This window comes from Arthrobacter sp. 9AX (genome assembly GCF_902506095.1).
GTDB lineage: Bacteria > Actinomycetota > Actinomycetes > Actinomycetales > Micrococcaceae > Arthrobacter.
In genome coordinates, this window is record NZ_LR733293.1 from 3120263 (window position 1) to 3133752 (window position 13490).

Here is a 13490-nt window from a genome sequence, read left to right on the forward strand (position 1 = left end):
GATTTCGAGAATGGATTGGCTCTCTTACATCTTGCAGAACGGCTTCGCGGGCCGGCCTGCCGCCGTGACCCTGATCGACTCCGGCCACCACCTCGTGGCCATGACGGTGGCAGGGGCCATCATCGGCGGGGTGTCCTGATGCCGCTGATGAACCGTCCTGCGAAGGGAATCCTGGCATGACGATCATTGACAACGCCGTGTACGTCAAGGGCGTCCGCCACGCCGAGCCCGAAAGCCTCGAACAGACCTTTGAGACGCTGGCAGAGCACGGTGGCATGGCCTGGATCGGCCTGTACCGGCCCACGGCCGACGAAATGGCGGCGGTGGCTAGGGAGTTCGGGCTGCACGCGCTGGCGGTGGAGGACGCCATCTCGGCGCACCAGCGCCCGAAGCTTGAGCGGTACGAGGACAACCTGTTCACGGTGCTTCGGCCCGCCCGGTACCTGGACGCCACCGAAACGGTGGAGTTCGGTGAACTGCACATCTTTACGGGCAGGAACTTTGTGGTTACTGTCCGGCACGCGGAAACTGCGGGCGTGGCAGAGGTACGGGAGCGGCTGGAAAGCAGGCCGGATCTGCTGCGGCACGGGCCCGAGGCCGTCCTGTATGCGTTGCTGGACCGGGTGGTGGATGACTACGGGCCGGTGGTGGCGGGGCTGGAGAACGACATTGACGAAATTGAAGACCAGCTTTTCAGCGGGGACACCGCGGTATCACGCCGCATCTATGAACTCGCGCGTGAGGTCATCCAGTTCCAGCGCGCTATCCACCCGTTGCCGGACATGATGCGCCAGCTTAAGCGCGGTTTCGAAAAATACGATGTGGAAAGCGACCTGCGGCACAGCCTGCGCGATGTAGAGGACCACGTGGAGCGTGTCATCTCCCGGGCGGACTCCTTCCGGGACCTGCTGCAGAACGCCCTGACCCTGGACGGGACCCTCACCGCCAACCGGCAGAACGAGGCCAGCGCGGAACAGAACGAACAAGTCAAGAAGATCTCGTCCTGGGCAGCCATCTTCTTCGCGCCGTCGTTCGTGGCCGGCGTCTATGGCATGAACTTCGACCATATGCCCGAACTGCACTGGACGCTGGGTTATCCGATGGCCATCGTTTTGATGGCAGCGACGGCTGCGGTGATGTATGCGATCTTCAAGAAGAAGGGCTGGCTGTAGGCCCGCCATGGAAAAAACCTGTGGAGCTAAGGGGATTCGAACCCCTGACCTCTTCGATGCGAACGAAGCGCTCTACCAACTGAGCTATAACCCCGGAACCAGCCGCCCTGCAGGTGCCGTTCGGCGCCGGTGACCTTAGGCTACAAATTTTCCGCGCCCAATGCCAACTGCACACACCACGGGCACACAAAAGGCGGCCGGAATGCCCGGCCGCCTTCGCAAAGTGTCAGGCGCGGCGGCGCTGCAGGACGTCGTCGAGATTGCTCAGTGCGCTCTGCGCCTTGGTGAGCTGCTCGGCTTCGGGGGCCGTTGCCGCGGGGACGCCCGCGGCACCCTGCTTGAGGGACGGCTTGCCGGTAGCCTTGGGCGCCTCGGGCAACTCAAGGGGCTCGGGAGCCGGACGCTCAGCCTTTGCCGCCTCCACGTAGACCGGCTTGGGAACCTCCACCGGCTCCCAGGTGGATCCCGGCGCGGCCTGTGCAGCGCTGGTGTCACCGGCGGCCACGGCAACGGCCAATGCCGCCTCGCGAAGTTCAATCGCCGTCAGCGGTTTGACCTGCGGCCGGTGGGCCTCGGCGTCAAAAAGGGGGCTTTCGGGACGCGCCGGCGCAGTCTCGGGCTTCGGCGGTACGTGCGTGGCTGCGGGCTTTGGAGCGGGTGCGGCCATGGCCGAGCGGAAAGCCGCGTTGACCTTGGACTTCCGGTCACGGACGGCAAGGGTGCGGAGCAGGACTACGGACGCCACCGTCACTGCGGTGCAGGCCAGCGGGAGGACCGGGCTTCCCAGCCCGAACGCCAGCAGCACGGCAGAAACGAACGCTGTCAGGAGGGACAGCAGGCCCACCAGGGCAATCGCCGTGCGGCCGTACCGGATCTTGAAATGACCCGTGGTAGCCGTGCTGCCTGCCGGCGTCGCGGATCCTGTGCTTTTCCTGGTGTCCATGGCATTCTCCTGCTGGGCGGCGATCTTCAAGACCAGCCCGGCTCGCGGGTCCGGCACATCCTCGGCGGGGGTGTCTGCCAGGAAGTCGCCGGCGGGCTGGAACTGGTGCCGGCGGTTCCGGAGGACGTAGGGGGCAACCCATACAATCCAGAGCACAACGGCAACCACAAGGATCACTGAGCTGCTAAGGGGGAAGTCCACACTCAAAACCGTATGAGCAACACGCGGGCCGCAGCCGCATTGGCTACGGTGTGTCGTGGCGCGGCTGGCAATTCATTGGATTTATGACGTTTTTGACGCCAGGAAGGGCTTCAACAGCCCGTCCGGGACTTCCTCGGACGTCAGTGCGAACGAACGGTGGTCCGCCCAGTCGCCGTCGATGTGGAGGTAACGGGGCCGGTATCCCTCGTCCCGGAATCCCAGCTTCTCCACCACCCGCAGGCTGGGCCCGTTCTCGGGGCGGATGTTGATCTCCATCCGGTGCAGGCCCAGCGTCCTGAAGCAGTGGTCCGTCACCAGCGCTACGGCCGTGGGCGCTATCCCTTGCCCTGCCCGAGCCTGGTCCACCCAGTACCCCAGTGTTGCCATCAGGGCCGAACCCCAGACGATCGACGAAACGGTCAGCTGCCCCACGATCACCGGGTTCCGGGCGGCCGGTACACGTTCGGTGATCACGAAAGGCAGCGCGGTGGCCTGGGCGGCCTGGGCGTTGAGGGAACGGACCATTTGCCGGTAGTCGGGAAGCCCTCCGGCGGGATCCGGGTTGGAGGCCTCCCACGGCGCGAGCCATTCGCTGTTGCGGCCCCGCACTTCCGTCCACTCTTTTTTGTCCCGGTACCGGATGGGCCTCAGGACCAGGTCGCCGCACTCCAAGGTGACGGGCCAGATAGGGCCGGGGCGCACTGGGCTACTTGGACAGGCCGGCGGTGAAGCCAGGCAGCCATTCCCGGAGGCCGGGACCAAGGTCGTCGCTGTCGATGGCGAGCTGGACGCAGGCTTTGAGGTAGCTCAGCTTGTCGCCGGTATCGTAGCGGCGTCCCCGGAACACCACACCGTAAACGCCCTGCCCCCCGCCCTTTCCGGAGGCGAGCTCCTGAAGCGCATCGGTGAGCTGGATTTCGCCGCCGCGCCCCGGGCCCGTGTGTTCCAGGACATCGAAAACGGCGGGGTGAAGCACGTAGCGGCCAATGATTGCCAGGTTGGACGGAGCTTCATCAGCGGCCGGCTTTTCGACCAGGCGATTGATGCGGACGTAGCCCTCGCCGTCGATCTCCTCGATGTCGGCGCAGCCGTACGCACTGATCTGGGACGGCTCCACCTCGATGAGGGCGACGACGGAGCCTCCCGTTTTTTCGTGCACCTCAATCATGGTGCTGAGCAGTTCGTCGCGGGCATCAATGAGGTCATCGCCCAGGAGGACGGCGAAGGCCTCGTGACCCACGTGCTGCCTGGCCCGCAGGACTGCATGGCCCAGGCCGTTGGGATCTCCCTGGCGGACGTAGTGGATGTCGCCGAGGTTGCTGGCGGCCTGGACGGATGCCAGCTTCTCGGAATCCCCTTTGCCCTCAAGGGTGGACTCCAGGGAGGGAACGCGGTCGAAGTGGTCTTCCAGGGCCCGCTTGTTGCGTCCGGTGATCATCAGGACGTCGTTGAGGCCCACGTTCACGGCCTCCTCCACCACGTACTGGATGGCAGGCTTATCCACAACGGGGAGCATTTCCTTGGGCATGGCTTTGGTGGCAGGCAGGAACCGTGTGCCAAGTCCGGCTGCGGGGATAACGGCTTTGCGAACTTTCGGGTTACTGGTAGTCACCCGACTAATCTAACGTCAGCGTCAAGCAATCAGTAATCATTGAAGGGCTTCCGGCCGCTCGTGGCCGGGGCAGGACCGCCGCGCCGGCGGGCGAGGGAGGAATGGACATGCTGGAGGATGCCAGGGCTGTCAAGGACAGAATCCGCACTTCGCACCGTGAACGGCGGGCGGCGCTGACCGAGCATCAGCTTGAGGCGGCGGGCGCCGCACTGGCACGCCACGGTGCAGCCTGGGCCGATACCCTGACCGGCGGAGCACCGGCGGTCCTCTGCGTCTACTTCGGTGTGGGCGTGGAACCGCCAACGCTGCCACTGATCAGTGCGCTGTACAACAACGGTCACAGGGTCCTGCTCCCCGTGTGCGAGCCGGGCCGGGAACTGGCCTGGGTCTTCTGGGACCCTGCTGCGGTTTTCGAGCGCAGCCGGTTCGCCCCGATTCTCGAGCCCAGGGGCGAGCGGCACGGACCGGACGTGGCAGGAACAGCTGCTGCGCTCTTTATCCCCGCAACCGCCGTGGACCTGGCAGGTAACCGGATCGGGCAAGGCGGGGGCTATTACGACAAGTTCCTGGGCCACTTGGCCACGGCCGGGAAGAATATCCCGCTGGCTGCCGTTATCTACGACGAGGAACTGCTTCCCGCGGGGCAGATTCCCGAGGAGGAGTTCGACCGTCCGGTACCTGCCATCCTGGCGCCGTCAGGAATGCGGGTCCTGGGCGGGCAAGGCCAGGGCCAACTCCCCTGGTTCCTGCGGGGATGATAGAATTAGCACTCAGGCCCTGCGACTGCTAACGGACGGACCATCCGGCCGGGCAGCACGGGACCTCTCGTTTTGTCCAAGAGGAGGAGCACCAGTGCCAACGTATGCATACGCCTGCAAGGATTGCAGCCATGCCTTCGACATCGTCCAGTCGTTTTCGGACAGCACGTTGACCTCATGCCCCGAGTGCCAGGGGACACTGCGCAAAAAGTTCAACAGCGTGGGTGTCGTCTTCAAGGGATCGGGCTTTTACCGCACCGATTCCCGGGACGCCAAGGGAAGCACCGTCTCGGCCGCTCCGGCCGCGGCTTCCCCGGCCCCGGCGCCCGCAGCGGCACCTGCCGCAGCTGCCGCCAGCTAGGGCCAGCTCAACAGCACTGTTCGACGCGGCCGGCCGGTTTGTCCACATAGGGCGCCTTGCGCCTGTTGTTGGCATTCCGGCCGGCCTTAGCGTTGGCGCATGCCTGCAAACCTCCTCCGTCCCGGCCGCGGCGCTTCAAACCATCCGCGCGGTTCACGGGGCCGGGGCCGCCAGCCCTCAGCGGCCAGGCCGGCCGGTGCCCGTTTTGCCGCGCTGTTGAGCCGGAACCGCCGGCTGGCTGTTGCCCTGCTGCTGTGCGTGGCGGCCGCAGTCACCGTCCAACAGCTCACTCCCGCCCCGGTTTACACGGTCACTGCCCTTGCTGCCTCGAGGGACCTTCCCGCCGGCTCTGCCCTGGCGTCGTCCGACCTGGCGCGTGTGCAGGTGCCGCCGGACATGATGTCTGCAGGCTTCCTGGGCCAGGAAAGCAACGTGGCAGGCAAGCAACTCGCGGCTCCGCTGCGGAAGGGCCAGTTGCTGACCGACGCCCAACTGCTCGGCCCCGGGCTGTTGGCCGGGACACCGCCGGGGTCGGCCGCCGTCCCCCTCAGGATGGCTGACCCGTCATCCATCCAGCTCGTCTCCCCGGGGCAGCTGGTCAACGTGGTGCTGACAGCCGCCAACGGTTTCGACCAGCAGGCATCCCCGGAGGTCCTGGCAACAGCCGTACCGGTGCTCTGGACCTCGGGCAAAGGCGGGCAAAGCGGCCAGTGGCTTGGCACCGCCGAGACCGAGGGCCTCATCGTGGTGGCGGCAAGCGCCGAGCAGGCCGCCCGCCTGGCGGGCGCCTCAACGCAAGGAAAACTCTTCTTCGTCCTGGTGGGGCCATAAGCGGCGGTGCCCTGATACCTCATGCTCCCAGTACCTGACGCCTCACTACATGGCCCCTCAGTACGTGGCCTGCAACGTGGTGATTCCAGACCATGTGCACTTCCGGGCAGGGTATTCCTAGCCCCAGTGCGGCGGCCTCTGCTCCTTCAACCAGGCGTCGTGATCGTCGTCGGCATCGCCCCAGCGGCGGGGGTCATCTTCGGCAGCCTTGGTGGGCAGGATTCCGCTGATGCCGGGCTGTGTCTTGTCCTTCGCCGGCCCCTGCTCCAGTTCCTGACCCTCGTCCGGGGCCCGGCCTTCCTCCTGGCCCTGCACCTGGTCCTCGTGCAGTGCGGCAGCGGCCGGCGTGGACGGCTCCTGCGCGGAGCCGTTGTTGTTATCCTCGGTGGCCACGGGGACCGCCTCCTTGCTGTCCTGGTGAATTAGCTGCAGGTGGCCCCGGCCCCCACGGGGCAAATATTGTTCCGGGCTGTTGCTTCGCCGGGACCGCTGCTCCCCGGCATCTATACCATTGAGCGCCTGGTCCACGTCGTCATCCAGGAACCCGGTCGACGTGGCGCCCCTGCCCGGCAGCGCCAGCCGCTCCAGGCCCAGGTACCCGGCAATGCGGTCCGCGCAGGCGGACGGGTCGGTGAACACCTCGATGGTCCACAGTGGCATGTACCGCCAGCCCAGCCGCTCCAGCAGCTGCGGGCGCAGCCGGCTCCGTTCCCGCACGCTCATGGTGCGGTATTGTTCGGTGCCGTCGGACTCGATGGCCACAGGCCACGGCAGGTCTGCATCCTCCTGGCCCATGGTGCCCAGCGGATCCGCGGCGGCCACCACGTCGATGGCGCCGTCGTACTGGTGCCATACCCGGGCGCCGCGTGCCCGGAGCCTGTCACCCAGGTCGGCCACCAGCGGGTCGGCGCCCAGGGCCTGCTCGCTCGCCGCCGCGCGGGACGCCGGCGTTCCAAGGTCCGTGTTGCCCGAGATCTCGCGGTCAAGCAACGAATACAGGTCAACCGCGCCGTAAGTCAGCCGGGTGTGGTCCAGGTCCTCAGGCCGGAAGCAGGTGAGCACGTGGATGGACCGGCGGGCACGGGTCATGGCCAGGGCGAACTTTTCCCGGCCCCCTTCGGCGGAAAGCGGGCCGAAGTTGTGCAGCGCGCGCCCGTGCGGGGTGCGGCCAAAGCCCGGGGAGAAGATGACGTGGTCGCGCACCAGGCCCTGCGCCCGTTCCAGGTCAACCACCCGGAAGGACTCGGGCCCGGCACCAAAGAACCCTGCCAGGCCGGGGTGGTTCGGCAGCTGCAGACGGATGGATTCGCCGATCCGGGCGGCGTGGCGAAGGCTGGCGGTCACCACTGCCAGGGACGTTCGGGGGCGGGTCCGGGCGTGTTCGAAGACCAGCTGCACCACGCGGTTGACCTCGGCCACCACGGACTCCACACCTTCATGGTCGGCGCTGGGAAGTCCGGTGCCGTCCGGAAGGTACTCCACCAGGAGCGAACGGTCCAGGCCCGTGGCGGACTGTCCCTCGGGCAGCCGGCGGAGGCCGCCGTCGTAAAAGTTCTTGCTCAGCTGCAGGACCAGGTCCTCGTCCACCGCACGGTAGACGAAGTTGAGCCGCCATATGGGAAGCACGGCGGACAGTGCGTTGAAGGCACTCTCTACCCGCTGGTGGGCGGTCTCCCCTGCCGCCAGCCGTTCCACGCCCACGGTGAAGGTGCGCGGGCTGGCGATCCTGGCGTCGCCGAAGGCGATCACCTGGCGGGCGCGGGCGATGGAGGGCAGCACGGCCTGCAGCGATGTGGCCTCGGAGTCCAGGATCACCACGGCATCGAAGTGCTGTTCCGCCGGCAGGAGGCCCGTCATCAGGTAAGGGCTGACGGACCAGACGGGCACCAGGGTGCCGATGAGGTCAGGTGCCTGCGCAGTCAACGCCGGCAGCGACACCCGGCCGTCCTTGAGCAGGCTCCGCAGCAGGTCGGCCTGGCGGGGATGGGCGGCGATGGCGGCCCGCCACCGTTCGGCCAGGTCCCACCGGAGCCGGGCGGCGCCGCTGGCGATATGGGCGTTGTCCGCCAGCCGGTATTCGGCCTCAAGCTGCCGGAGGGCGTCACCGTCGGACATCGCCAGGTAGTCGTCGCCGCTGATCATGGCTTCCAGCGCCGACTGCCACCACGCGAGTTCCAGTTCTGCCGCTACCGAATGTGCGGGAACTTCGCGGTCCGCGAGGTCGGCCAGGAGCTCGCCGAGCCCGTGTTCGCGCATATTTTCGACCAGGAGGGTCCGCTCGGGCAGGGTCTTGAGGGTGCCGGTATCCGCCACCAGCCGCTCAAGCCGCTCCATAAGCACCTCATACCGGGCAGTGGACAGGTCCCCACCGGCTTCGGTGTGCAGGAGCGCCTGGCCCAGTTCGGACAGCTCGCGCTCCAGGGCACGGTACATAACACTGATTTCCGCGAGCCCGGACGGCACGGCCGGATGCCGCTGGGTGGTGGCGTACCCTGCCCACAGCGCCCGCTGCTCCTGCACCAGGACCAGGGAGCTGTGCAGGTCCGCGATGTGCACGCCGGGCCGGACATATTCCTTGGCCACCCGGCGCAGCCTGGACCGCTGCATGGAGGTCATTTCGATGCCCCGCTCGCGGCGCCACGCAGACGGGGCGGTGGCGGAAATCAGATCCGTGACGGGCCGGTCGAAAATGTCCGGCGTGAACTTGTCCAGGCTCCCCCGGACAGCCATCAGGAGTTCGAGCTGTTCGCCCCATTCGGCAAAGGATGCGCCCAGGCGGATTTCGGCGTGCTCGGCCACCGCGTTCATCCGTTCCCGCAGGGCGGGAAGGCTCTTTTCAACGGACCGGACCAGGTCCTGCGCCTCCTCCGTTTCCTTGCGGGTCAGCAGCCGCGCGCCGTGCCAGGGACTGGTGGTGGAGGCCTTGCTGAAGCTGCCCAGCTCCGCGGCCCGGCGAAGGCGTTCGGCGAGCTCGTTGCGGTCCCGGATGCTGTCCAGGACGCTTCGCTTCAACCGGACGGTGGTGGCAGGGGCCGGGTGAATCGAGGTCAGCTCCGCAAGGGATTGCATGGCCTGGTACGGCGAGCAGCCCCAGCGCTGGCGCACGTTGTGCAGCGACGCCACATGGTCCATCAGGGCGTGGCGGTGCTCGGTCAGTGTGTTGTGCAGGTTCCCCAGCTGGGGTTCCAGGGATTTTTCGTTCCGCACAATGGCCCGGACCAACTGCCCCTTGAGCTGCTGCGGCGTGACGTTCCCGGACAGCTGGAACAGGATGGACTCCAGGCCCAGCGATTCGAGCTGGCCGGACACTTCGTTGAGGCTGGCCCGGCGGTCACCCACCACCAGGACGGTCTTGCCGGCGTCCACAAGGGCGCCGATGGTGTTGATGGCCGTCTGGGTCTGGCCGGTGCCGGGAGGGCTGCTCACCACCAGGGAATCACCTGCCCGGGCGGCGTCGATCACGTACTGCTGGTCGACGTCGGCATCGAGCAAAAGCATCTCGTCCTGCGGGTGCCTGGTGTCCAGCGGCGGGAACCGAGACGGATCCGGCTCCTCAACGTCCACCACTTCGCCGCCGGCGGCAGTGGCCAGGGCCGCGACGATGGGGTTGGAGTCCTTGATCCAGGGGTCATCCAGGTTCCCGGAAAGATCCGCGAAGGTGGACACCAGCAGGTTGTGCTGCGCCTCGGCCCCGTGGATGGGCCGGATGAGTGATGCGAGCCGGTCCAGGACCGGCTGCGGATCAAACCGTGCCGTGCTGTAGGCGAGCCGGGTGACGGCGTTGACGTCAAAAACGATGCCGTGGATGCTCTTCAGGTGCCGCACCAGGGCCGGGTTGATGTGCGCCTGCTCGGTCAATTGCAGTTCGTAGTCGTCCTCGCCGGGGCGGACGGTGAGCGAGATGGCCGTGAGCATCACCGGCGCGGAGATGCGCTGCGGTTTGCCGCCCACTGCGGAGGTCCACACCACGGTGCCTGCCGACAGGTAGCCCGCGTCGATGCCGCGGTCGTTGGCAAGCTCGAAAATCTTGGACCGGATGTTCCGGGAGGCGCGGGCCGCCACCACGTACTGCTGGCGGTCGCGGATGAGGGTGGAGAGCCGCGTGCGGCGCCCGGCCATGAGCTGGGCCAGGCCGGACGGGTGGGCGTGGGTCAGGTCGATGGACCCCTCGGGAGTCTTGGTGAAGCGCAGCATAGTGTCCGCCCCGGTGACGGGTTTAAGCCCGGACAGCCATTTACGGAGCTCCTCGGAGCCTTCCGGGTGGGCTTGACCTACTGACACTACTGCCTTCTTTTCTGCGCTTGCGCGTGACGCCCTGGACCATACCGGCATAGATTCGAGAGTAGCCGCTCCAGCGCCGGACTGAGAGACCGCAACACTGGGGCAGGCTAAATTGCCGAGGATTTCACCGGAAGAAACAGCAATGGCCGGCCTCTTTAGCGGAGGCCGGCCATTCATGCTGCTATTCCCACTCGATGGTTCCCGGCGGCTTGCTGGTGACATCGAGCACCACGCGGTTGACGCCGTCCACCTCGTTGGTGATGCGGTTGGAGATCCGTGCGAGCAGTTCGTACGGCAGGCGCGACCAGTCCGCGGTCATGGCGTCCTCGGAGGACACCGGACGGAGCACGATGGGGTGCCCGTACGTCCGGCCGTCGCCCATCACGCCGACGCTGCGGACATCGGCCAGGAGGACTACCGGCATCTGCCACACCTCGTTGTCCAGGCCGGCTGCGGTGAGCTCGGCGCGGGCAATCGCGTCGGCCTTCCGCAGCAGGTCCAGCCGCTCCTTATTGACTTCACCCACGATGCGGATGCCCAGGCCCGGGCCCGGGAAGGGCTGGCGGCCTACGATTTCCTGCGGCAGGCCCAGCTGGGCGCCGACGGCGCGGACTTCGTCCTTGAACAGGGCGCGCAGCGGTTCGACGAGTTCGAACTGCAGGTCCTCGGGGAGCCCGCCCACGTTGTGGTGGCTCTTGATGTTCGCTGCACCTTCGCCGCCACCGGATTCGACGACGTCCGGGTACAGGGTGCCCTGAACCAGGAACTTGATCTTCTCGCCGTGCGCGGCGGCGTCGGCGATGATGGCGCGCTCGGCTTCTTCGAAGGCCCGGATGAATTCACGGCCGATGATCTTGCGTTTGGTCTCGGGATCGCTGACCCCGGCCAGGGCCGAGAGGAAGCGTTCCTGCTCGTTGGCCACGTACAGGTTGACGCCGGTGGCGGCCACGAAGTCGCGCTCCACCTGCTCAGCTTCGCCTTCGCGCAGCAGTCCGTGGTCCACGAACACACAGGTGAGCTGGTCGCCCACGGCGCGCTGGACGAGGGCAGCGGCGACGGCAGAGTCAACACCGCCGGAGAGCCCGCAAATCACGCGGGCATCGCCGACCTGCTGGCGGATGCGCTCCACCTGCTCCTCGAGGATGTTGCCGGTCGTCCAGTTCGGTTCCAGCCGGGCTCCCTTGAAGAGGAAGTTCTCCAGGACCTGCTGGCCGTAGGCGGAGTGCTTGACTTCGGGGTGCCACTGCACGCCGAACAGGCCCTTCTCCTCGTTGGCGAAGGCGGCCACTTCGGCGCCGGCCGTGGTGGCAAGGACTTCAAAGCCTTCGGGAGCCTCATGGACGGAGTCGCCGTGGCTCATCCAGGTGTTCTGGTCCTGGGGCATGCCGGCCAGGACCGAGCGGCCTTCGCCGAGGAGGGTGGTCTGGGTGGAGCCGTACTCCCGCAGCCCGGTCTTGTCCACCTTGCCGCCCAGTGCGTTGGCCATGGCCTGGAAGCCGTAGCAGATACCAAAGACGGGGACGCCGGCTTCGAAGAGGTCGGCACCTACGCTCGGGGCGCCGTCGGCATAAACGCTGGACGGTCCACCGGAAAGGATGATGGCGGCGGGGTTCTTGGCCAGGAGCTGCTCGGTGGTGTAGGTATGCGGAACCACTTCCGAATACACGTTCGCTTCCCGGACGCGTCGGGCAATCAGCTGCGCGTACTGGGCACCGTAGTCAACAACCAGCACCGGCTTCTGGGAAGTCTGGGATGCAGTGGGAGTAGTCACCGTACTAGCCTACTGGGCGCCGTTGCACCGGCGCACCTTGAGAAGCCGCGCTGTGACGGAGCGAACTCCCCCGCAGCGCAGCACGCCCGGCCGCGCCGGCCCGCGGCGTCAGTACCGCTGGGGTGCCTGGGGGTTGGCCGCGAGCTCGGCCTCCACCTCGGCGTGGAACTTCTTCTCCACGATGAAGGACAGGAACGGGACAACGCCGCCCAGCGCCAGCAGGATCAGCTTCAGGAACGGCCACCGCATCAGCGACCAGAGCCGGAAGTTGGAGATCAGGTACACCACGTACATCCAGCCGTGGACAATAAGGACCGCCACGGACAGGTTGACACCGCCCAGCACGCCCTGGGGATCGGCGTCGGCGAATCCGAAGCCGAACGGCTGGCCCGTGACAGCGTTGGTGCCGCCCGCGAACAGGTACTGCCCGAACCCGTACCGGGCGATCAGTTCGGCGCAGAGCAGCAGCAGCATGGTTCCCGTGAGGTAGGCCAGCACCTTGTAGAACTTCAGCGCGGACCGGATCTGCGCCTCGGTGCCGCCGAAGCGCCGCTTCCTGCCCGACGCCTTGCCGCTGGTGCCGGCGTTATTGCCTGCGGCCGTGTTGGTGCTTCCAGCCGGACTGGCGGGTTTGGGATCAATCATGGCTTTACCTTTTGCTGGTTCTGTTCGGGTTGCTGGTGCTGGCCGTGTCCGGCGGGCGGCTGGCTGTCCTCGGCTTCGTCGAGGGCTTCCTCGAGGTCGCGGTGGTAGTCGTCCTTGACCAGCCGCCACCAGATGAAGAGCGCGAAACCTGCAAAGACAACCCATTCGAGGGAGTAGAAGAGGTTCAGCCAGTTGATTTTCTGCGCGGGCGGCTGCGGACCGATGTCGAGGGGAAGCATGTCCCCCGGCACTGCCGCGGCGCTGACGTCCACGCCGCCGGCCACCTCTGCTGTGGCAGCGACGAAACCGGGATAGCTGCTGACGTCCCAGTAGTTGATCAGCTCGGCCACCGACACCGCGGTGGCCTGGCCGGGCGCGGGAGCCGTGCCGGCCAGTGGCGCCTCTGACGGCAGGAGCCGCCCTGTGAGCTCAACAGTGCCCGACGGCGGGGCGCCGGCCTTTGCGGGATCGGCCACCCATCCCCTGGCCACCGGGATCCACGTCTGGGGTGAGGCGGCGACACCGCTGAGGGCGGGGGCACCGGAGACGGCGAAGGCGGAAACCACCCAGTAGCCGGTCCTGCCGTCGTGCAGCCTGCCGGGCACAAGGACCTGCCTGGCGGGGTCGTAGGTGCCCTGCGCACTGACCATCTGGTCGGCGTCGGTCCCGTGGAAGAAGTCCCCGGGCTCAAGGGTTTCCGTGAGGGGCTGCACCTGTTCGGTGGCCGGGTTGACCGGCGCTTCCGGCTGGGTGGAGCGTCCAAACTGCCATTGGCTGAGCAGCACGAACACCCCGGATACCACGATCGCAAAAACAAAGCCTGCGATCCATCGGGGCTTGAGGGCAGTTTTCCACACGTCTTAACCGTACTTCGTCGCGCTGTAGAACAACTAAACGCCAGGTGGCGGGGCCAGG

Annotated in this window: 12 protein-coding genes and 1 tRNA gene; 5 read left to right on the forward strand and 8 right to left on the reverse strand. The window is 66.8% G+C overall.

Annotated elements, in window-relative coordinates; all coding sequences use genetic code 11:
* The first annotated feature begins 10 nt into the window (after nucleotides 1–10).
* Nucleotides 11–139: a hypothetical protein gene (locus BACI348_RS20910; RefSeq protein WP_268892347.1), complete on the forward strand. Its 129-nt coding sequence runs from the start codon at nucleotides 11–13 to the stop codon at nucleotides 137–139.
* A 37-nt stretch (nucleotides 140–176) separates the two neighbouring features.
* Nucleotides 177–1172 (forward strand): magnesium/cobalt transporter CorA, encoded by a 996-nt coding sequence (gene corA / locus BACI348_RS14350; protein WP_159826852.1) that lies wholly within the window; start codon nucleotides 177–179, stop codon nucleotides 1170–1172.
* Between the two features lie 21 nt (nucleotides 1173–1193).
* Here corA and BACI348_RS14355 read toward each other — a convergent pair.
* From BACI348_RS14355 to galU, 4 genes are all read right to left on the reverse strand, one after another.
* A tRNA-Ala gene (locus BACI348_RS14355) sits at nucleotides 1194–1266 on the reverse strand.
* A gap of 132 nt (nucleotides 1267–1398) precedes the next feature.
* Nucleotides 1399–2316, reverse strand: coding sequence for a hypothetical protein (locus BACI348_RS14360; protein ID WP_236557570.1), 918 nt, complete (start codon nucleotides 2314–2316; stop codon nucleotides 1399–1401).
* Nucleotides 2317–2397: 81 nt separating this feature from the next.
* Nucleotides 2398–3018, reverse strand: coding sequence for a GNAT family N-acetyltransferase (locus tag BACI348_RS14365; RefSeq protein WP_159826854.1), 621 nt, complete (start codon nucleotides 3016–3018; stop codon nucleotides 2398–2400).
* A 4-nt stretch (nucleotides 3019–3022) separates the two neighbouring features.
* Complete coding sequence (gene galU / locus BACI348_RS14370; RefSeq protein WP_159826856.1) at nucleotides 3023–3928, reverse strand: UTP--glucose-1-phosphate uridylyltransferase GalU; 906 nt, start codon at nucleotides 3926–3928, stop codon at nucleotides 3023–3025.
* Nucleotides 3929–4035: 107 nt separating this feature from the next.
* On the opposite strand from galU, the gene BACI348_RS14375 reads away from it, so the two are divergent.
* The 3 genes from BACI348_RS14375 (at nucleotide 4036) to cpaB (ending at nucleotide 5878) form a co-directional block, all read left to right on the forward strand.
* A complete protein-coding gene (locus BACI348_RS14375; RefSeq protein WP_159826858.1) occupies nucleotides 4036–4686 on the forward strand; it encodes a 5-formyltetrahydrofolate cyclo-ligase in 651 nt (216 codons plus the stop codon).
* Nucleotides 4687–4780: 94 nt separating this feature from the next.
* The gene (locus BACI348_RS14380; protein WP_159826860.1) at nucleotides 4781–5047 is read left to right on the forward strand and encodes an FmdB family zinc ribbon protein; all 267 of its coding nucleotides are present in this window, start codon (nucleotides 4781–4783) and stop codon (nucleotides 5045–5047) included.
* Between the two features lie 99 nt (nucleotides 5048–5146).
* Nucleotides 5147–5878 (forward strand): Flp pilus assembly protein CpaB, encoded by a 732-nt coding sequence (gene cpaB, locus BACI348_RS14385; protein ID WP_159826862.1) that lies wholly within the window; start codon nucleotides 5147–5149, stop codon nucleotides 5876–5878.
* 117 nt (nucleotides 5879–5995) lie between these two features.
* Here the strand turns inward: cpaB and BACI348_RS14390 are convergent, their stop codons facing one another.
* From BACI348_RS14390 to BACI348_RS14405, 4 genes are all read right to left on the reverse strand, one after another.
* Nucleotides 5996–10210: a DUF4011 domain-containing protein gene (locus tag BACI348_RS14390; RefSeq protein ID WP_159826863.1), complete on the reverse strand. Its 4215-nt coding sequence runs from the start codon at nucleotides 10208–10210 to the stop codon at nucleotides 5996–5998.
* Nucleotides 10211–10340: 130 nt separating this feature from the next.
* Nucleotides 10341–11930, reverse strand: coding sequence for a glutamine-hydrolyzing GMP synthase (gene guaA, locus BACI348_RS14395; RefSeq protein ID WP_159826865.1), 1590 nt, complete (start codon nucleotides 11928–11930; stop codon nucleotides 10341–10343).
* A gap of 108 nt (nucleotides 11931–12038) precedes the next feature.
* Nucleotides 12039–12575 (reverse strand): DUF3817 domain-containing protein, encoded by a 537-nt coding sequence (locus tag BACI348_RS14400; protein ID WP_159826867.1) that lies wholly within the window; start codon nucleotides 12573–12575, stop codon nucleotides 12039–12041.
* Nucleotides 12572–13432, reverse strand: a complete 861-nt coding sequence (locus tag BACI348_RS14405) for an SURF1 family protein (RefSeq protein ID WP_159826869.1) — start codon at nucleotides 13430–13432, stop codon at nucleotides 12572–12574. The genes BACI348_RS14400 and BACI348_RS14405 overlap by 4 nt, the downstream gene beginning before the upstream one ends.
* Between the last annotated feature and the right edge of the window lie 58 nt (nucleotides 13433–13490).

What these genes read in the sequence shown, in the direction of transcription:
- BACI348_RS14375 (WP_159826858.1), top strand. Translation starts at nt 4,036, where the DNA reads ATGCTGGAGGATGCCAGGGCTGTCAAGGACAGAATCCGCACTTCGCAC.
- cpaB (WP_159826862.1), top strand. Translation starts at nt 5,147, where the DNA reads ATGCCTGCAAACCTCCTCCGTCCCGGCCGCGGCGCTTCAAACCATCCG.
- corA (WP_159826852.1), top strand. Translation starts at nt 177, where the DNA reads ATGACGATCATTGACAACGCCGTGTACGTCAAGGGCGTCCGCCACGCC.
- BACI348_RS14390 (WP_159826863.1), bottom strand. Translation starts at nt 10,210, where the DNA reads ATGCCGGTATGGTCCAGGGCGTCACGCGCAAGCGCAGAAAAGAAGGCA.
- BACI348_RS20910 (WP_268892347.1), top strand. Translation starts at nt 11, where the DNA reads ATGGATTGGCTCTCTTACATCTTGCAGAACGGCTTCGCGGGCCGGCCT.
- BACI348_RS14400 (WP_159826867.1), bottom strand. Translation starts at nt 12,575, where the DNA reads ATGATTGATCCCAAACCCGCCAGTCCGGCTGGAAGCACCAACACGGCC.